The organism is Azohydromonas lata (assembly GCF_034427735.1).
Taxonomy (GTDB): Bacteria; Pseudomonadota; Gammaproteobacteria; order Burkholderiales; family Burkholderiaceae_C; genus Azohydromonas; species Azohydromonas lata.
Genome location: NZ_JAXOJX010000054.1, coordinates 20,419 through 39,645, shown reverse-complemented (window position 1 = coordinate 39,645; position 19,227 = coordinate 20,419). Strand labels below are relative to the sequence as shown.

At 70.3% G+C, this 19,227-nt stretch carries 17 protein-coding genes; 6 read left to right on the top strand and 11 right to left on the bottom strand.

The features are described from left to right. Nucleotides 1–14 precede the first annotated feature (14 nt). Entirely contained in the window at nt 15–1,109 is a 1,095-nt protein-coding gene (locus tag SM757_RS25595; RefSeq protein ID WP_322467562.1) for a BMP family ABC transporter substrate-binding protein, read from the bottom strand. Nucleotides 1,110–1,250: 141 nt separating this feature from the next. On the opposite strand from SM757_RS25595, the gene SM757_RS25590 reads away from it, so the two are divergent. The 6 genes from SM757_RS25590 (at nt 1,251) to SM757_RS25565 (ending at nt 7,112) form a co-directional block, all read left to right on the top strand. Continuing rightward, on the top strand, nt 1,251–1,610 hold the full coding sequence (locus SM757_RS25590) for a hypothetical protein (RefSeq protein ID WP_322467561.1): 360 nt from the start codon (nt 1,251–1,253) through the stop codon (nt 1,608–1,610). 193 nt (nt 1,611–1,803) lie between these two features. Continuing rightward, entirely contained in the window at nt 1,804–2,565 is a 762-nt protein-coding gene (locus tag SM757_RS25585; RefSeq protein ID WP_322467560.1) for a carbonic anhydrase, read from the top strand. Between the two features lie 127 nt (nt 2,566–2,692). Further along, the gene (locus tag SM757_RS25580; RefSeq protein WP_066341060.1) at nt 2,693–3,625 is read left to right on the top strand and encodes a LysR substrate-binding domain-containing protein; all 933 of its coding nucleotides are present in this window, start codon (nt 2,693–2,695) and stop codon (nt 3,623–3,625) included. Nucleotides 3,626–3,750: 125 nt separating this feature from the next. Further along, nucleotides 3,751–4,959, top strand: a complete 1,209-nt coding sequence (locus tag SM757_RS25575) for a CaiB/BaiF CoA transferase family protein (RefSeq protein WP_066341058.1) — start codon at nt 3,751–3,753, stop codon at nt 4,957–4,959. Nucleotides 4,960–4,967: 8 nt separating this feature from the next. Then, nucleotides 4,968–5,948, top strand: a complete 981-nt coding sequence (locus tag SM757_RS25570; RefSeq protein ID WP_322467559.1) for a hydroxymethylglutaryl-CoA lyase — start codon at nt 4,968–4,970, stop codon at nt 5,946–5,948. Between the two features lie 180 nt (nt 5,949–6,128). After that, the gene (locus SM757_RS25565) at nt 6,129–7,112 is read left to right on the top strand and encodes a Bug family tripartite tricarboxylate transporter substrate binding protein (RefSeq protein ID WP_322467558.1); all 984 of its coding nucleotides are present in this window, start codon (nt 6,129–6,131) and stop codon (nt 7,110–7,112) included. 8 nt (nt 7,113–7,120) lie between these two features. On the opposite strand, the gene SM757_RS25560 is transcribed toward SM757_RS25565, so the two are convergent. The 10 genes from SM757_RS25560 to SM757_RS25515 form a co-directional block, all read right to left on the bottom strand. Further along, the gene (locus SM757_RS25560; RefSeq protein WP_322467557.1) at nt 7,121–7,852 is read right to left on the bottom strand and encodes a matrixin family metalloprotease; all 732 of its coding nucleotides are present in this window, start codon (nt 7,850–7,852) and stop codon (nt 7,121–7,123) included. Nucleotides 7,853–8,116: 264 nt separating this feature from the next. Continuing rightward, the gene (locus SM757_RS25555; protein ID WP_322467556.1) at nt 8,117–9,163 is read right to left on the bottom strand and encodes an adenosine deaminase; all 1,047 of its coding nucleotides are present in this window, start codon (nt 9,161–9,163) and stop codon (nt 8,117–8,119) included. A gap of 94 nt (nt 9,164–9,257) precedes the next feature. Further along, nucleotides 9,258–10,010, bottom strand: a complete 753-nt coding sequence (locus SM757_RS25550) for a GlcG/HbpS family heme-binding protein (protein WP_322467555.1) — start codon at nt 10,008–10,010, stop codon at nt 9,258–9,260. A 380-nt stretch (nt 10,011–10,390) separates the two neighbouring features. Further along, nucleotides 10,391–11,554, bottom strand: a complete 1,164-nt coding sequence (locus tag SM757_RS25545) for a BMP family ABC transporter substrate-binding protein (RefSeq protein WP_066341045.1) — start codon at nt 11,552–11,554, stop codon at nt 10,391–10,393. 82 nt (nt 11,555–11,636) lie between these two features. Further along, nucleotides 11,637–12,557: an ABC transporter permease gene (locus SM757_RS25540; RefSeq protein ID WP_066341043.1), complete on the bottom strand. Its 921-nt coding sequence runs from the start codon at nt 12,555–12,557 to the stop codon at nt 11,637–11,639. Nucleotide 12,558: 1 nt separating this feature from the next. Then, entirely contained in the window at nt 12,559–13,671 is a 1,113-nt protein-coding gene (locus SM757_RS25535) for an ABC transporter permease (protein ID WP_066341041.1), read from the bottom strand. 19 nt (nt 13,672–13,690) lie between these two features. Beyond that, nucleotides 13,691–15,214 (bottom strand): ABC transporter ATP-binding protein, encoded by a 1,524-nt coding sequence (locus SM757_RS25530; protein WP_322467554.1) that lies wholly within the window; start codon nt 15,212–15,214, stop codon nt 13,691–13,693. Nucleotides 15,215–15,384: 170 nt separating this feature from the next. Then, nucleotides 15,385–16,716, bottom strand: a complete 1,332-nt coding sequence (locus SM757_RS25525; RefSeq protein WP_066341080.1) for an NCS2 family permease — start codon at nt 16,714–16,716, stop codon at nt 15,385–15,387. 155 nt (nt 16,717–16,871) lie between these two features. Beyond that, nucleotides 16,872–18,164 (bottom strand): guanine deaminase, encoded by a 1,293-nt coding sequence (guaD, locus tag SM757_RS25520; RefSeq protein ID WP_322467553.1) that lies wholly within the window; start codon nt 18,162–18,164, stop codon nt 16,872–16,874. Then, nucleotides 18,161–19,186: a LysR family transcriptional regulator gene (locus tag SM757_RS25515; RefSeq protein ID WP_322467552.1), complete on the bottom strand. Its 1,026-nt coding sequence runs from the start codon at nt 19,184–19,186 to the stop codon at nt 18,161–18,163. Before SM757_RS25515 ends, guaD begins: the two co-directional genes overlap by 4 nt. Between the last annotated feature and the right edge of the window lie 41 nt (nt 19,187–19,227).

Below are 19,227 nucleotides of genomic sequence, written 5' to 3'. Positions count from 1 at the left end.
CCCGGGGCCTGGGCTTACTTGGCCGCCGCCGGCAGCGTGCCCTGCACGCCCTGGACGAACCAGTCCATGTGCGCGATGGCCTCGTCGCCGAGCGCCCCCTTGTCCTGCCGCACGCGGCCGGCCTGGTCCACCAGGCGCCCGCCGAAGGGCAGCAGCTTGCCCGCGGCGATGTCGCGCTGGCGCGCGAGCACATCCTCGCGCAGCGCCTTGGGCAGCCTGGGGTTGAGCGCGGCCAGCTCGACCATGCCGTCCTTGAAGCCGCCCAGGGTGGCCGCCGGCCTCCAGCGCTGCGCCATCACCGCTTGGGCCGCCTGCGTATAAAAGCCGCCCCAGTTGGCGACCACGGCGGCGAGCTGCGCGTGGGGAGCGAAGCGGCTCATGTCGCTGTGGTAGGCCACGAGCTGCACGCCCTTCTCCTCGGCGGCCTGCGGCACGGCGGGCGAGGCGCTGTGGTTGGTGAGCACGTCGGCCCCGGCACTGACGAGCGACAGCGCCGCCTCGCGCTCGCGGGCCGGGTCGAACCACGCGTTGAGCCACCGCACTTTCACCTGCGCCTTGGGGTTGGCGGCCTGCATGCCCAGGGTGAAGGCATTGATGCCCTGGATCACCTCCGGCACCGGGAAGCCGGCCACGTAGCCGGCCGTGCCGCTCTTGCTGGATTTGCCCGCCAGGTAGCCGGCCAGCCAGCGGCCCTCGTAGAAGCGGGCGTTGTAGGTGCCCAGGTTGGCCGCGGTCTTGTAGCCGCCCGCGTGCTCGAACTTCACGTTCGGGAAGTCGGCCGCCACGTGCAGCGCGGGCTCCAGGTAGCCGAAGCTGGTGGCGAAGATCAACTGGTGGCCCTGCGCGGCCAGGTCGCGCATCACGCGCTCGCTGTCCGGCCCCTCGGCCACGGCTTCCACCACCGTGCTCTTCACGCCGGCGCCCAGCGCCTTTTCCATGGCCTGGCGGCCCAAGTCGTGCTGGAAGGTCCAGCCGGCCTGGCCCACGGGCGTGACGTAGACGAAGCCGACCTTGAGCGGCGGCGCGGACGGGGCTTGGGCAGGCGCCGCAGCGGAAAAAGCGGCAAGGCACGCGGCAGGCAGCGCGCCGCGCAAGAGGTTTTTGAACATGGTTGTCCTCGACATGGCCACCAAAAATCAACGCGCCGGCGGTGGCGTCCGGCGCGCGCGAAAGGGCGGGATTGTAGTGAGGGGGAACCCGGAGGGCCGCGGGCGCTTCCAAGCCCGCATCCACCTCCTGGGAGACTTTCCATGCTGCTTCTGATCTGGTCCCTGGCCGCCCTGGGCCTGGCGTTTTGCGCGCTGCTGGCCTGGGCCCTGTACGCGCTGCTGCGCATGGATCCGGCCTGGCTCAACGACCTGCCCGGCCTAGCGCAGCGCCTGCCCATGCAGGAGTGGCTGAACCACGCCTTTCCCGGCTGGCAAGGCTTGCTGGGCTGGGCGGTGGACACCGCGCACTGGATGCTGGGCTGGGCCGGCGCGGCCGCGCCCGTGGTGGCCTGGATCGTCTTCGCGCTGTGCGCCTTCTTCGTCCTGGGCGGCGCGGCGCTGCTGACCCTGGCGGTCAAGCTGCTGCGCCGCAAGCCGCTGCCGACCCGCGCCGCGGCCTGAGCAGGCCTTCGCGGCGACAGCGCTTCATCCCCCTGGCGCAGCGCGCCATCCAGCGCTGGCGTCATGCGTGAAATAACTCGCACCCCATCGGAGATCAGTACACGCATCCACAATCCAGACACCCAATTGAGTGGGGAGGCTCCCTAGCATCACATCCGTTTACATGCAGCAACGCGCTGCCGGAGACCCCCCGATGCCGACCCCCACCCGTTCCCTGTCCCTGCTGGCCCTGGCCGGCGCCCTGTACGCCTGCGGTGCCGCCCACGCGGGCGACCACGCCCACTGGGAATACAAAGGCCACGCCGGCGCCACGCATTGGGCCGAGCTGGACAAGGCCTTCGAGACCTGCAAGCTCGGCTCCGAGCAGTCGCCCATCGACATCCGTGCGGCCAAGAAGAGCGGCGAGCTGCCCGCCATCGGCTTCGGCTACACGGCCGGCGACGCCGAAGTGGTCAACAACGGCCACACCATCCAGGTCAACCTGCCCGCGGGCGGCATGGTGAAGCTGGCTTCCGGCGACTACAAGCTGCTGCAGTTCCACTTCCACACGCCCAGCGAGGAGAAGGTCAACGGCCACGCCTACCCGCTGGTGGCGCACATGGTGCACAAGAACGACGCGGGCGAGCTGGCCGTGGTGGGCGTGCTGTTCCGCGAAGGCAAGGAAAACGCCGCGCTGGCCAAGGTGTTCGCCGCCATGCCCAAGGAAGAAGGCGGCAAGGCCGCGCTGGACGGCGGCTTCGATCCCGCGGCGCTGCTGCCCAAGACGCAAACCTACTGGTCCTTCAAGGGCTCGCTGACCACGCCGCCCTGCAGCGAGGGCGTGAAGTGGCAGGTGCTGCAGACGCCGGTGGAACTGTCCAAGGCGCAGCTCGCGACCTTCCGCAAGCTCTACCCGATGAACGCCCGCCCGGTGCAGCCGCTCAACGGCCGCATCGTCCTGACGGCCGGGGGCTGACGCCACGGCACGCCGCGCGCGGCCCTGCACAGGCGTCCGCGCGGCGGCTTCAGGGCCCCGGGGCAACGCCCGCGGGCCTGCGTAGCCGGCGGACAATGGGCCCATCGCCCGCCTGACCCTGTCCGCCTTGAACCTGCACCGCCTGGACCTCGTCTCCCTCGCCCTGTTCGGCTTCGTGGCCCGCAGCGGCAGCATCAGCCGCGGCGCGGAGCTGGCCCACCTGGCGGTGGGCGCAGCCAGCAAGCGCATCTCCGACCTGGAGGCCGCCGTGGGCGCGCCGCTGCTGGAGCGGCACTCGCGCGGCGTGACGCTCACGCCCGCGGGCCAGGCGCTGCAGCGGCACGCGCAGCGCATCCTGGGCGACGTCGACCAGCTCGCCGCGGAGCTGTCGGACTTCGCCGCCGGCGTGGTCGGCGTGGTGCGGCTGTGGGCCAACACCTCGGCCGTCATCCAGTTCCTGCCCGCCGACATCGCCGCCTTCGTGGCGGACAACCCCGGCATCCGCATCGAGCTGGAAGAGCGCGACAGCGCCGACGTGGTGCTGGCCGTGGCCGACGGCCGCGCCGACCTGTGCATCTACGCCGAGCGCACCGCGCCGCTGGGCCTGCAGTCGCTGCCCTACCGGCAGGACAGGCTGGTGCTGGTCGTCCGCCACGACCACCCGCTGGCCGCGCGCGAGTCGCTGGACTTCGTGGAGGCCACCGACTTCGAGTTCGTCAGCCTCTCGGCCGGCACCTCGCTGGCGCAGCGGCTGCAACTGGAGTCCGCCGCGCTGGGCCGGCGCCTGAAGCTGCGCATCCAGGTGCGCAGCTTCGACGCCATGTGCCACATGGTGGCCGCGGGCCTGGGCGTGGCGGTGCTGCCGCAAGCCGCGGTGCAGCCGCACCTGGTGTCCATGGGCCTGCGCAAGCTGGAGCTGCGCGACGCCTGGGTGACGCGCGAGCTGCTGCTGGGCGCGCGCGACTTCGCCGCCCTGCCCCGCCCGGCCCGGCTGCTCATGGACCACCTGCTGCAAGGCCGCTCGCGCCAGCTCCACGCCCTGCGTCCGCCCGCGCCCTGAATCGCCCGCGCGACCTGCGGCTTTCGCGTTCCGCGAAAGCTCGTTGCTGCCCGCCGTCATTCCTTGCCCAAGCCGCGCTGAACACAATGGCGGCCACCCAAGGAAACGCTTGCAGGAGACGCCCCATGACCCCGATCAACCTCCCGACCAGCGCGCTGCAGGGCGTGCGGGTCATAGAGATGGGCCAGCTCATCGCCGGCCCCTTTGCCGGCAAGACGCTGGCCGACTTCGGCGCCGAGGTCATCAAGATCGAAGCACCCGGCAGCGGCGACCCGCTGCGCAACTGGCGCCTCATCCAGGACGGCACCTCCGTGTGGTGGCAGGTGCAATCGCGCAACAAGCGCTCCATCGCGCTGGACCTGCGCAGCGCCGAGGGCCAGGACATCGCCCGCCAGCTCATCAAGGAAGCCGACGTGCTGATCGAGAACTTCCGCCCCGGCACGCTGGAGGGCTGGGGCATGGGCTACGAGCAGCTCAGCGAGATCAACCCCGGCCTGGTCATGCTGCGCATCTCCGGCTACGGGCAGACCGGCCCCTACCGCGACCTGCCCGGCTTCGGCGCCATCGGCGAGGCCATGGGGGGCTTGCGCCACCTCACCGGCGAGCCCGGCCGCGTGCCGGTGCGCTGCGGCATCTCCATCGGCGACACGCTGGCCGCGCTGCACGGGACCATCGGCGTGCTCATGGCGCTCTACCACCGCCAGGCGCACGGCGGGCGCGGCCAGGTCATCGACGTGGCGCTGCACGAGGCGGTGTTCAACGTGATGGAAAGCCTCATCCCCGAGTACAGCGCCTTCGGCGCGGTGCGCGAGGCCGCGGGCAGCGCGCTGCCGGGCATCGCCCCGTCCAACGCCTACCGCTGCGAGGACGGCTACGTGCTCGTGGCCGGCAACGGCGACAGCATTTTCAAAAGGCTCATGTCCACGATTGGCCGCGACGACCTGGGCAACGATCCGGCACTGGGCGACAACGCGGGCCGCGTCAAGCGCGTAGCCGAGATAGACGCCGCCATCGAGGCCTGGACCAGCCAGCGCCGCGTGGCCGACGTGCTGGAAGCACTCAACGCCGCGCGCGTGCCCGTGGGCAAGGTCTACACCGCGCGCGACATCGCCGAGGACCCGCACTACCGCGCCCGCGACATGCTCCTCACGCAGCGCACGCGCGACGGCCACGAGGTGCAAGTGCCCGGCATCGTGCCCAAGCTCATGGGCACGCCGGGCAGCCTGCGCACGCCGGCTCCGAAGCTGGGCGACGACACCGACGCGGTGCTGCGCGAGATCGGCCTGACCGAGGAACAAATCGCCGCGCTGCGCGCGCGCAAGGTGGTGGCATGAGCACGAACATGGGCACGAACGTCTGGAACGGCGCGGGCCGCCGCATCCACATGCAGGAGGTGGGCACGCGCGACGGGCTGCAGGTGGAGCCCTGCTTCGTCCCCACCGGGGACAAGATCGCCCTGGTCAACGCGCTGTCGCGCGCCGGGCTGGCCAAGATCGAGGTGACGGCCTTCGTCTCGCCGCAGGCCATTCCCGCGCTGCGCGACGCCGAACAGGTGCTGCGCGAGATCGAGCGCGCGCCCGGCGTGGTCTACAGCGCCCTGGTGCCCAACGTGCGCGGCGCCGAGCGTGCCATCGACGCCCGCGCCGATGAGCTGAACCTCGTGATGTCGGCCAGCGAGAGCCACAACCTGGCCAACCTGCGCATGACGCGGGCGCAGTCCTTCCAGGCGCTGTCCGCGGTGAGCGCCATCGCGCGCCAGGCCGGCACCGCCGTGAACGTGTCGCTGTCGTGCAGCTTCGGCTGCCCCATGGAAGGCGACGTGCCGCAGGACACCGTGTGGGACTGGTGCGCGCGCTACGTGGAGGCCTTGGGCGCGCGCGGCGTGACGCTGTGCGACACCACCGGCATGGCCTACCCCGGCCAGGTCGCGGCCCTGGTGCGCGGCTTCAAGCGCCGCTGGCCGGACACGGAGCTGACGCTGCACTTCCACAACACGCGCGGCATGGGCCTGGCCAACGTGCTGGCCGCCATCGACGCGGGCGCCGACCGCTTCGATGCCTCGTTGGGCGGCTTGGGCGGCTGCCCCTACGCGCCGGGCGCCACGGGCAACGTGTGCAGCGAGGAAATCGTCCACGCCCTGCAGCTCATGGGCTACGACACCGGCGTGGACCTGGAGCAACTGCTGGAGGCCGCGCACCGGCTGCCTGCGCTGGTGGGCCACGCCGTGCCCAGCCAGCTCGTGGCCGCCGGCCGCCGGCTGGATTTGCACCCGCTGCCCGCCGACTTCGACGCGATTCGCGAGCGGGCGCTGGCACGCGGCTGAGCCGCCTCGCTGCAGCGACCAAAACGTCTTCGTCACACCCGCGAAGGCGGGTGTCCACGAACACCGGGCCGCATCGTGGCCTGCGTGGATGCCCGCTTTCGCGGGCATGACGAGGGAAGGCTTCAGCCTCCATCAGCAAACGCGGCATCGCCGCATTCCACAACACAACCGGAGACAAGCATGAACAAGCACAAGCGCCATTTCACCCTGCTGGCCCTGGCGGCCGTGGCCGCCGTTGCCGCCGGCCCTGCCGCCGCCCAGGGCGGCTACCCGAATAAACCCATCACGCTGATCGTCCCCACCGCCCCGGGCGGCACCACCGACATCGCCGCGCGCATGCTGGCCGAGCCGCTGGGCAAGGCGCTTGGGCAGACGGTGATCGTGGACAACCGCGGCGGCGCCAACGGCGCGGTGGCGGCCGTGGCCGTCAAGCGCGCCGAAGCCGACGGCTACACGCTGCTCATGCAGTACTCGGGCTACCACGTCATCACGCCGCACGTGAGCAGCCAGCCGCCGCAGTGGACCTTCGACGACCTGCGCCCCGTGGCCAACGTGCTCAGCGCGCCGCAGGTCATCGTGGTGCGCGAGGGCCTGCCGGTGAAGTCCATGGCCGAGCTTGCCGCCTACGCCAAGGCCCATCCGGGCAAGCTGGCCTACGCCTCCTCGGGCAACGGCTCGCTGCAGCACGTCACGGGCGCGATGCTGGAGCAGCAGGCCGGCATTCAGATGAACCACATCCCCTACAAGGGCACGGGCCCGGCGCTGCAGGACCTGCTGGGCGGCCAGGTGGACCTCACTTTCGGCACCCCGCCGCCCTACATGCCCCACATCGCCACGGGCAAGCTGCGCGCGCTGGCCGTCACGGGCAAGGCGCGGCTGCCCTCGCTGCCCAATGTGCCCACCGCCGCCGAGGCCGGGCTGCCCAAGCTGGACGCCACCTCCTGGTTCGCCGTCTTCGCCCCGGCCAAGACGCCGCAGGCCGTGGTGGACAAGCTCAGCGCCGAGATCGCCAGGATCGTCGCCACACCCGCCTTCAAGCAAAAGGCCGCCGAGCAGGGCGCGGCGGCCGATTACATGAGCCCGCAACAGTTGGGCGACTACAGCCGCGCCGAGCTCGCGCGCTGGGGCCAGGTGGTCAAGGCGTCCAGAATCTCGGCGGACTGAAGGCCGCTTCAGCCGGCGCGGCGCTGCGCCTGACGGCGCCGCAGCGCCACGCCCACCACGCCCAGGCCGAACAGCGCCAGCGCGGAGGGCTCGGGGATGGGCCGCACGCCGTAGAGGAAGCGCGCGCCGGCGATGTCGTCGGCCTGCAGGCCGCGGAAGCGCTCGGTGTAGAACGCGTTCATCAGCGCGTCGGTGCGCGGCGTGTGCTCCAGGCCCAGCGAGTGGCCTATCTCGTGCGTCACGACCTGGAAGACGTCGTAGCCGTTGCCGCCGAAACCAATTTTCCAGCGCTCGGCCGTGTCCATGAAGATGTCGCCCGCAGCGCTCAGGCCGTTGACCGGCGGGAAGTAGCTGTAGGCCAGCGTGCCGGCGCTGCCGTCCACGAAGTGCGCGCCGATGCGGATGTCGCCGGAGCGCGTGGCGGCGTTGAAGGCGGCGCCGTCGTCGGCGACCTGCACGAACTTGATGTTGGCGACCTTGGACCAGGCGTCGAAGGCGCTGCGGATTTCCGTGAGGAAGCCCCCGGGCAGGAAGGCGCTCAGCGCCGTGGTGGAGCAGCCCAGGAAGGCCGCCTCGCAGCTCACGCCGCCGCCCATCACGCTCCAGGTCACGGTGGCGCCGGTGCCGTACTCGGGGCTGCCCCACTTGCCCGGGCTGGTGGGCCCAAGCACGTAGGCCGACGCGGACAGGGGCACGGCCAGCGCCGCCATCAGTGCCAGGCTAGACAGGATCTTGTTCACGTCACCTCCAGGAGTTGCAAGGAGGCCCGCGCGGGGCGCCGGCCACCCGCACAACCCCGGCCAGCCCACTTGATGAAAGTCAGGGGATCTGAGGCCAGGCGCCGAGTATCCGCGGCGGGCGGCGCCCCATGAAGGCCTTGCCTAACCCTGAATAAGTGAGTGGGCGGCCCCGAAAAGGCAACGAAAAGTCATCGCCCTCTTGGGGGATGCGGTGGGCCGTGCCGGCTCTGCCCACCGGCTTGAGGGAGGAGTGAAACCGCGCGTTTACAGCGCCGCGCCGAACACGGCGTCGAGCTGGCGCTTCCAGCCGTCCTTGGTGGCCTGGTCCACGAAGCTGGCTTCGAAGCTGTTGAGCGCAAGTTGATACGCCTCGCGCGCGCCCAGTTGCGGCAGCGCCTCGAACAGCTCCACGAAGTTCTGGTTCAGGTAGCCGCCGAAGTAGGCCGGGTCGTCGGAGTTGACCGTCACCACCAGCCCCTGCTGCAGCAGCGCGGCGATGTTGTGCTCGCCCAAGTGCTTGAACACGCACAGCTTGACGTTGGACAGCGGGCACACCGTCAGCGGCACGCGCTCGCGTGCCAGGCGCTGCACGAGCTCAGGCTTCTCGACGCAGCGCACGCCGTGGTCTATGCGCTCGGCCTTGAGCAGGTCCAGTGCCTCCTCGATGTAGGCCGGCGGCCCCTCCTCGCCCGCGTGGGCCACGATGTGCAGGCCCAGCTCGCGGCACTTGGCGAACACGCGCTCGAACTTGGAGGGCGGATGGCCGCGCTCGCTGCTGTCCAGGCCCACGCCCACGAAGTACTGGCGCCAGGGCAGCGCCTGCTCCAGCGTCTTGAAGGCGTCCTCTTCGCTGAGGTGGCGCAGGAAGCACATGATCAGCCGGCTGCTGATGCCCAGCTCCTGGTGCGCGCGCTGGCAGGCGTGGTGCAGCCCGCGCACCACGGTTTCGAAAGGCACGCCACGCTCGGTGTGCGTCTGCGGGTCGAAGAACAGCTCGGCATGCACCACGTTGTCGGCCGCGGCGCGCTCGAAGTAGGCCCAGGCCATGTCGAAGAAGTCTTCCTCCTTGAGCAGCACGCTGGCGCCGGCGTAGTAGATGTCGAGGAAGCTTTGCAGGTCCGAGAAGGCGTAGGCCGTGCGCAGCGCTTCCACGCTGTCGTACTTGAGCGCCACGCCGTTGCGCTGCGCGAGCCTGAAGATGAGCTCAGGCTCCAGCGAGCCTTCGATGTGGATGTGCAGCTCCGCCTTGGGCATGCGGCGCAGCAGCGCGTTGAGCGGTTCGTGGGTGCTGGGGGTGGCGGGGGTGGTCATGGCGGCAAGAGCCTTTCGTCATACGGGGTGATGACCGGATTTTGGCCCTTGCCGCTCCAGGGCGGGCCGCGTGCGGGGCGGCCCGGCATGGCGCTCACTGCACCGCGATCAGGCTCTTTGGGCTGGTGGTGTTGATGCAGCGCGGATGGCCAAAGCCGCCGGCGCTCTTGTCGGTGGCGGGGTTGATGTCATAGATGATGTTGTCGGGGCGCTGCGCGTCGCCGGAGACGCCGCCGACGCCGGCCAGGTTGTCCAGGTTCAGGCGGTTGCGCACGCGCCAGGCCATCATGTGGTCGGCGCAGGAGGTGTCGCCGCTCAGGCCCACGGCGCCTATGACCTTGCGGTTGCTGTCGTACAGCGCCAGCCCGCCGCCGAAGACGTTGACGCCGCCGATGCGCTTGCCCGTCATCGGGTCGCTGGGCGTGCCGTACTGCGCGGGCTCGCCGCCGTAGGCCACGCTGGTGTCCACCGGGTTGCTCTCCTGAAGGCCGAAGAGGCTGCCGCCGGGCTGCACGGCCGAGTACAGGTTGGCCGTGGACAGCGCCAGGCTGTCCAGGCTGAAGGCGTTGGCGGTGTTGGCCTTTTGCGCCGAGATGACGCGGCTGCCCGGCCACTGCGCGCCGCGGTCGCTGCCGGAGAAGGCGACGGCGCAGACCACGCCGTCGCGGTCCACCAGCGTGGCCCACATCTGCAAATCCAGCCCGCTGCCCTCGGCGGCCACGGCGCCCTGCAGCGCCGCCTTGAGTGCCCCCCAGCCCGGCAAGGCGCTGCAACTGGCATGGGCGCAGGAAACGCCCAGCAACAGCGCGGTGGCGGCCGCGGCGTGAATCGTTCTGACGTTGTTCATGAAAGTCCCCTCGTCAGCGATGGCCGGACGTCGGCCACCCGCAACCGCCCACGGCACCGTCCGGCTTGAGGCCGCGGGAGAGCTGCGGTTGCGTGGCGGCGACGCGGCAGCGCGCGCAAGGCCGGTCACAAGCCCGCGCGGCGCCGTGGCGCGAAAGTCACTGTAGAGGCGCCGCACCCGCGCGAGGACCGCTCCCTAACGCGAGCCGGGGATGGCTTTGGAAACAGGAGAGGCCGCAACCACCGTGGCGGCCCTCACGCCGCCTCACCACTTGTCACGCCCGGAGACGGCACGACGCAAAAAAAAGCCACCGTGGCTGGCGGCCGCGGCGGCTTGTCAACATCGGGGCGGCGACGCTCGCGGCCCCGGCGTGGTGCGCTTTACTTGGCGCTGGGCAGCTTGCCCTCGACGCCCTTCACGTAGAAGTTGATCTTGTGCAGGAAGTCGTCGTCGGCGGTCTCGCCGTCCTTGAGCACGGGCTTGCCGTCCTGGCCGGCGATGGGGCCCTTCCAGATGGCGAAGCTGCCGTCCTTGAGGCCGGACTTGACCTTCTCCAGCGCCTCCTTGGCGTCGGCGGGCACCTTGTCGGACAGCGCCACCAGGTCGATGGCGCCTTCCTTGACGCCCCACCAGGTGTTGGGGCCGGTCTTCCAGCTGCCTTCGAGCATCTCGCCCACGGCCTTCTTGTAGTACGGCGCCCAATTGATGACGGCCGAGCCCAGGTGCGCGCTGGGACCGAACTTGCTCATGTCCGAATCCCAGCCGAAGCCGTACTTGCCGGCCTTCTCGGCGGTCTGCAGCACGGCCGAGGAGTCGGTGTTCTGCATCAGCACGTCGGCGCCCTGGTTGATCAGGCTTTGCGCGGCCTCGCCTTCCTTGGGCGGATCGAACCACTTGTTGACCCACACCACCTTGGTCTTGGCGGCCGCGTTGACCGACTGCGCGCCCAGCGTGAAGGCGTTGATGTTGCGGATGACCTCGGGGATGGGAATGGAGGCGACCACGCCCAGCGTGTTGCTCTTGGTCATCTTGCCGGCGATCACGCCGGCCATGTAGGCGCCCTCGTAGGTGCGGCTGTCGTAGGTGCGCAGGTTCTCGGCGCTCTTGTAGCCGGTGGCGTGCTCGAACTTCACGTCCGGCGAGTCGGCGGCCACCTTGAGCATCTGCTCCATGTAGCCGAAGGTGGTGCCGAAGACGAGCTTGTTGCCCTGCCCCACCATGTCGCGGATCACCCGCTCGGCGTCCGCCGCCTCGGGCACGTTCTCCACGAAGCTGGTGACGATGCGGTCACCGAACTCCTTTTGCACTTCCAGGCGCGCGCGGTCGTGGGCGAAGGTCCAGCCCGCGTCGCCCACCGGGCCGACGTAGGCGAAGGCCACCTTCAGCGGCTCGGGCTTGGCCGCGGCCGGGGCCGAGGCGGCTGCCGGCGCGGAAGCGGCCGCGGGCGCGGCCTCTTCCTTCTTGCCGCAGCCCACCAGGGCCGCGGTGGCCGCCAGCGAAGCCATGCCCGTCAGGCGCAGCAGCGATCGCTTGGAAATCGTCATGAATGTCCTCTCTTGGGGTATGCGAGGTTGTTGGGGGAAGACGTGTCGTTCGCAGCCCTGGTTGCGCGCGCAGCCGCACGCATCATGAGCCCGGAAAGAAGGGTTTGCCGAGCGAGGCCGGCATGTTGGCGCGGATCCAGGTCGGGTTGCGCGAGATGAGCACCAGCACGGCGATGGTGGCGAGGTAGGGCAGCATGGTCAGCAACTGGCTGGCCACTTCCACGCCCTCGCCCTGCAGGTGGAACTGCAGCATGGTCACGCCGCCGAAGAGGTAGGCGCCCAGCAGCACGCGCGCGGGGCGCCAGGTGGCAAACGTCGTGAGCGCCAGCGCGATCCAGCCCTTGCCGGCAATCATCCCCTCCACCCACAGCGGCGTGTAGATGACGGAGACGTAGGCGCCGGCCACGCCGCACAGCGCGCCGCCGGCCATCACCGCGGCCAGCCGGATGCGCCGCACCGGGTAGCCCAGCGCATGCGCCGACTCCGGCGACTCGCCCACCGCGCGCAGCACCAGCCCGGCGCGCGAGCGGTACAGGAACCAGCTCAAGGCCACCGCCAGCACGATGGCGATGTAGACCATGGGGTGCTGCTTGAAGAAGGCCGGCCCCACGAAGGGAATGTCCGCCAGGCCCGGGATCTCGAAGCGCGTGCGCTCCGGCAGCTTTTCCTGCGTGTAGCGGATGCCCGCGAAGGCCGAGAAGCCCGCGCCGAAGAGGCTCAGCGCCAGGCCCGTGGCGTACTGGTTGGTGTTGAGCCAGATGACCAGCGCGCCAAAGGCCGCGGCCAAAAGCGCCCCGGCCGCGGCGCCGGCGGCAAAGGCCAGCGTGTCCGAGCCGGTGTGCACGGCGGTGGCGAAGCCGGCGATGGCGGCCACCAGCATCAGGCCTTCGGCGCCGAGGTTGACGATGCCGGCGCGTTCGTTGATCAGGAGACCGAGGGCCGCGATGGCCAGCACGGTGCCGGCGTTGAACGTGGCGGCCAGCAGCAGGGCAAGCGCTTCCATCTCAGGCCTTCCTTTCCACGGTCGCCGCCACGGCGGAAGACGCCGCCGCGGCGCGGGCGCCGCGCTGCCAGCGCAAGCGGTAATGGATGAGCGTGTCGCAGGCCAGCAGGCTGAACAGCAGCAGGCCCTGGAACACGCCGGTGATGGATTTGGGCAGGCCCAGCCGCGACTGCGCCAGCTCCCCGCCGATGTAGAACATGCTCATCAGGATGGCGGACAGCGCGATGCCGCCCGGATGCAGCCGCCCAACGAAGGCGACGATGATGGCCGCGAAGCCGTAGCCCGCGGGCACGTGCGGCGTGAGCTGGCCCAGCGGCCCAACGGCCTCCAGGGCGCCGGCCAGGCCCGCCATGCCGCCGGACAGCAGCAGCGCCGTCCACAGCGCGCCGCGCGACGAGAAGCCCGCGTAGCGCGCGGCCAGCGGCGCCAGCCCGCCGACCTGCAGCTGGAAGCCCGCGTAGGTGCGGAACATGAACAGCCACGTCAGCGCCACCGCGCCCAGCGCGATCAGCACGCCGATGTTGGCGCGCAGCCCGGCCACCAGCCGCGGCAGCTTGGTGGCCGCGGCGAAGGTGATGGTCTGCGGGAAGTTGAACCCTTGCGGGTCTTTCCACGGGCCGTAGACCAGGTAGCCCAGCAGCAGCTCGGCCACGTAGACCAGCATCAGGCTCACCAGGATCTCATTGGCGTTGAAGCGGTCGCGCAGCAGCGCGGTGAGGGCCGCCCAGAACATGCCGCCCAACACGCCGGCGGCCAGGATGGGCAGGACGATCCAGCCGCTGCTGTCCGGTCCGGCCTGCATGGCCACCCAGCCCGCGCCCAGCGCGCCCAGGATGAACTGGCCTTCGGCGCCGATGTTCCAGACGTTGGAGCGGAAGCACACCGCCAGGCCCAGCGCGATGAGCACCAGCGGCACGGCCTTGATGCTGAGCTCGGCCCAGGCGCGCGCGTCCTTGACCGGTTCCAGGAAGAAGAGTTGCAGGCCGCGCACCGGGTCCTTGCCCAGCATGACGAACAGGCCCACGCCTATGAGCACCGTGAGGGCCAGCGCCAGCAGCGGAGAGGCCCAGGACATGAGGCCGGACGGTTGCGGCCGGGCTTCGAGTTTCAACATGAATGTGTTCAGGCGAAGGTCAGGCCGCGACGGACCCGGACTCGGACTCGGACTTGGGCCACAGCCCGCTCATCCAGGCCCCGATCTGTTCGATCGTGGCCTGCGCGGTGGGAATGCTTGGGCTCAGGCGCCCTTGGGCGATGACGACCAGCCGGTCGCTGATCTCGAACAGCTCGTCGAGCTCCTCGCTCACCACCAGCAGCGCGCAGCCCGCGTCGCGCAGCTTCAGCAGCTCCCCGCGGATCTGTGCCGCCGCGCCCACGTCCACGCCCCAGGTGGGCTGCGAGACGATCAGGAGCTTGGGCTTCGCGTCGATTTCGCGGCCCACGATGAATTTCTGCAGGTTGCCGCCCGACAGGCTCTTGGCCGCCGAATGCGGCCCGCCGGCCTTGACGTTGAAGCGCTCTATCAGCGACTGCGCCAGCGCCCTCACCTGCCCCTTGCGCAGCCAGCCCGCGGCGCCCACGGGCTCGGTGCGGGTGAGCAGCACGTTTTCAGCCAGCGAGAGCGTGGGCACCGCGCCGCGGCCCAAGCGCTCCTCGGGGACGAAGTGCAGGCCCAGCCTGCGGCGCTTGCGCGGCGAGGCTTGGGCGATGTCCTGGCCGAACAGCGCGATGCTGCCGCGCCCGGCGCGGCGGTCCTCGCCGGAGAGGGCCGCCATGAGCTCCTGCTGCCCGTTGCCGGAGACGCCGGCCACGCCGACGATCTCGCCCGCGCGCACCTGCAGCGCGATGTCCTGCAGCGTGGTGCCGAACACGTCCTGGCGCTCCAGCTTCAGGCGCTGCACGTCCAGCGCCACCACGCCCGGCGTGGAGGCGGCGTGGCGCAACTGCGGCGGCTCGCTGCCTATCATCAGGCGCGACAGCGAGGCGTTGGTCTCCTTCGACGGGTCCACCTCGCCCGTGACCTTGCCGCCGCGCAGCACCGTGCAGTGGTGGCAGAGGCTGCGGATCTCGTCGAGCTTGTGGCTGATGTAGAGGATGGAGCAGCCCTGCGCCGCGAGCTGGCGCAGCGTCACGAACAGCTTCTCGACCGCCTGCGGCGTGAGCACCGAGGTCGGCTCGTCGAGGATGAGCAACTGCGGCCGGCCCATGAGCGCGCGCACGATCTCCACGCGCTGGCGCTCGCCCACCGAGAGGCTGTGCACGGGACGCAGCGGGTCCACTTCCAACCCGTACTCCTTGGACACCTCGCGCATGCGCGAAACCACCTCCGGCAGCGCCATGGACTTGTCCAGGCCCAGCCAGACGTTCTCGGCGGCGGTGAGGGTGTCGAAGAGCGAGAAGTGCTGGAACACCATGGAGATGCCCAGCGCCCTGGCCTCGTGCGGATTTCGCACCTGCACGGGGCGGCCGTTCCAGCGGATTTCTCCTTCGTCCGGACGCACGGCCCCGTAGATGATTTTCATGAGCGTCGACTTGCCGGCGCCGTTCTCACCCAGCACGGCGTGTATCTGGCCGGGTGCGACGCGGAGGCTGACGCCATCGTTGGCCTTGACGGCCGGGTACTGCTTGCTGATGCCCACCAGCTCCAGGCGCAACATGGACGCTGAACTCCCAGGGATGCCGGCAAAGGGGGACCGGCAAAAGGTGTAATTGTGCTATGGCCGCACGAGGCTCCAGCCCCAGCACGGTGCACGGGCCGGTCCGCGCGTGACGCGGTACCGGCCCGGCCGTATACAACTTGCAGCTTTCGTGCCGGCAATCCCTGTATTCAATGCCCTCCCAGCAGCGCAAACCGCAGCAGGAACACGCCCGCGATCAGCCAGCTCATGAAGTGCACCTGCCTAGCCTGCCCCGTCAGCAGTTTCAACACGGCGTAGGTGATGAAGCCGAAGGCCAGCCCGTTGGCGATGGAGTACGTGAAGGGCATGGCCAGCGCCGTGACGGCGGCGGGGATGACCTCGGTGCTGTCGTCCCAGTTCAGCTCGGTGAGCTCGCGCAGCATCAGGCAGGCCACGAAGAACAGGGCCGGCGCCGTCGCATACGCGGGTACGGCGCCGGCCAGCGGCGCGATGAACAGGCAGGCCAGGAACAGCACCGCCACCGTCACCGCCGTGAGGCCCGTGCGGCCGCCGGCCTGCACGCCCGTGGCGCTCTCGATGTAGGCCGTGGTGCTGGACGTGCCCAGCATGGAACCGGCGAAGATGGCGCCGCTGTCGGCCAGCAGCGCCTTGTTCATGCGGTCCATCTTGCCTTCCTTGAGCAGACCGGCGCGCTTGGCCACGCCCATGAGCGTGCCCGTGGCGTCGAACAGCTCGACCAGGAAGAACACCAGCACCACGTTGAGCACGCCACCGGCCAGCGCGCCCTTGACGTCCAGCTGCATGAAGGTCGGCGCGATGGACGGCGGCGCCGAGAACACGCCCTTGAAGTGGTTGCCGCCCACCAGGAAGGACAGCGCCGTCACCGCCACGATGCCAATCAGGATGGCGCCGCGCACCTGGAAGCGGTCCAGCACCACGATCAACAAGAAGCCCAGCACCGCCAGCAGCACCGGCGTCTGGTGCACGTCGCCCAGCGTCACGAAGGTGGCCTTGGACGGGGCGACGATGCCCGCGCTCTTGAGCGCGATCAGCGCCAGGAACATGCCAATGCCCACCGTGATGGCCACGCGCAAGGAGTGCGGAATGCCGCGGATGATCCACTCCCGCAGCCGCAGCACCGTCACCAACAGGAACAGGCAGCCGGAGATGAAGACGGCCCCCAGCGCCACCTGCCACGGGTAGCCCATGCCGCCCACCACCACGTAGGCAAAGTAGGCGTTGAGCCCCATGCCCGGCGCCAGCGCGATGGGGTAGTTGGCGAACAGCCCCATCACCAGCGTGCCGAAGGCCGCGATCAGGCAGGTGGCGACGAACACCGCCTCGCGCGGCATGCCGGCGTCGCCCAGGATGCTGGGGTTGACGAAGACGATGTAGGCCATCGTCAGGAAGGTGGTGAGCCCGGCGATGAGCTCGGTGCGCACGTTGGTGCCGTGCTCCCTCAACTTGAACATTCGCTCCACCAGGGAGCGGTTGGCGCCAACGGCAGCGGGGTCGGGCATGGCTGCGGCCTCCGGTGGGATGTCTACAGGCGTGACGATGCGCCCACCGGGCACGGTGGTATCGGACAGGGCCATGGTTTGTCTCCGGTTTTTTCAGTCCTTGCGGACAGGTTTGAAGCGCTTCTGTGGCGCTTTGATGGGAAGGCGTTGGGCCGTCAGGCGCGGCGCCAGCGCTCGGTGCCCGCCACCCAGGCGGACACCAGGTTCCTCTCGTCGCCCAGCGTCATCCAGGCGAACACGCGTTCGTGCAGCTCGCGCGCCAGGCGGTCGCGGTGTTGGGCCAGCGGGCCATGCGCCCAGTCCCACAGCGCCAGGTCGGCCGTGGCACCCACGTCCAGCGAGCCGATCTCGCTCTCCAGTTGCAGCGCCCGCGCCGCGCCGCGCGTGGCGGCGTAAAGCGCCTTCCAGGCCGTGAGCTTCACGCCCTGCAGCGCCTGCACCTTGTAGGCCTCGGCCAGCGTGCGGACCATGGACAGCGTCGTTCCCGCGCCCACGTCGGTGGCCAGCGACACGCCCACGCCGGCCGCCTGCAGCCTGGCCCAATCCAGCAGCCCGCTGCCCAGGAACAGGTTCGAAGTCGGACAGTGCGCGACCTGCGCCCCGCTGTCGGCCAGCAGCGCGCGGTCGGCGTCGTCCAGCCAGATGCCGTGCGCCAGCATCGAGCGCTCGTTGAGCAGCCCGTGCGAGGCGTACACGTCCAGGTAGCTGCGCGCCTCGGGAAAGAGCGACGCCACCCAGCCCACCTCGTCGCGGTTCTCGGCCACGTGCGTGTGCATGTAGGTGCCCGGGTAGCGCGAGAGCAGCTCGCCGGCCATGCTCAATTGCGCGGGCGTGCTGGTGGGCGCGAAGCGAGGCGTGAGCGCATAGGCGGCGCGGCCGCGGCCGTGCCAGCGCTCGATCAGCTCGATGCAGTCAGCCCTTGCCGACACCACGTCGTCGCTCAAGTAGTCCGGCACGTGCCGGTCCATCAGCACCTTGCCGGTGATGAGCCGCATGCCGTGGCCGGCGGCGGCCTGGAACAGCGCCTCCACCGACACCTTGTGTACCGTGGGGAAGACCACGGCCGAGGTCGTCCCGTGCGCCAGCAGCAGGTCCAGGAAGCGGTCCGCCCCCTCGCGCGCCGCCACCGCCTCTTCAAAACGCCGCTCGGCCGGAAACACGTAGCGCTCCAGCCAGGGCAGCAGCGCCTCGCCGTGGCTGGCGATCACGTCGAGCTGCGGGCAGTGCACGTGCGTGTCTATGAAGCCGGGCAGCAGCAGCCGGCCGCTGAAATCGCGCTTGTCCCAGTCGTCGCCCGGCGTCTCGCGGGTGCGGCCGGCGATGCGGCCGTCCTCCACCAGCAGCCAGCAGTCGGGGTCGAAGCGCACCGAGGGCGCGTCCACCGAGGAAAGGCCGGGGTCGGCCGTGATGTCCAGCAAATCGGCACGCAGGGCCAGGCGGTTAGTCATGCGGAGTCCTCCTGGGAGTCCTGAAGGGGTTGAAGAGAGGAAGCGTCGGCCGCCGACGCGGCGCCGGGCTTGGGCTGCGCCTGCGCGACCAGCCCGCGCACCACGTCGCGCACCAGCTCGCGCAGCCAGCGCGCCGCGGGCGAGGCGTGGGTGCGGTCGTGCCAGAGCTGGTAGTAGCTCAGCGGCGGGAAGGCCACGGGGCAAGCCACCACCCGCACCGCCAGCCGCTCGGCATAGCGCGCGCAAAAGAGGCGCCCCGTGGTGAGCACCAGGCGCGAGCGCGCCACCATCAGCGGCGCCAGGCCGAAATACGGGCTGCGCACGGCGATGCGCCGCGACAGCCCTTGGGCGTCCAGGAACTCGTCGATCACGCCGCGCGCCCCCGGGTGCAGCGGCGTGGGCGCCACGTGCTCGGCGGCGAGGTAGCGCTCGGCGTCCCAGGCGCCCGGGTAACGCACGGCCGGGTGGTCCGCGGCGACGAGGCAGACGACCTCGTCGGCAAAGAGCCGCGCCAGGTGCAGCTCGCCCGGGGGCTGCAGCCAGTTGCCGATGACCAGCTCGACCTCGCCGCGGGCCAGCGCACGGCGGTAGTCGTAGGCGCCGGAGAGGGCGTGGATCTCCAGGTCCACGTTGGGCGCGGACTCCTTCAGCCGCGCCACCAGCGCTGGCAGGAAGAGCGGGTCGAGGTAGTCGCTGGCGGCAATGCGGAACGACTGCCGCGCGGTGGCCGGCTCGAAGGCCCGCGCCCCCGCGCCGCCGAACAGCGTCGCCGCGTGCCGCAGCAGCTCGCCCGCCGGTTCCAACAGCTCCTGCGCCAGGGGCGTGGCCACCATGCCGCTGCCCGCGCGCACCAACAGCGGATCGCCCACCAGATGGCGCAGCCGCCGCAGCTGCGCGCTGACGGCGGGTTGCGTGCTGCCCAGCTTGAGGGCGGCGCGCGAGACGCTGCGTTCGGTGATCACGGTGTGCAGGACCTTGACGAGTTGGAGCTCGATCTTGTCCAAAGCCGAAGCTTGCGCCATACGACCATCCCCATACAGAACATGCGCTTCATCGTATACAC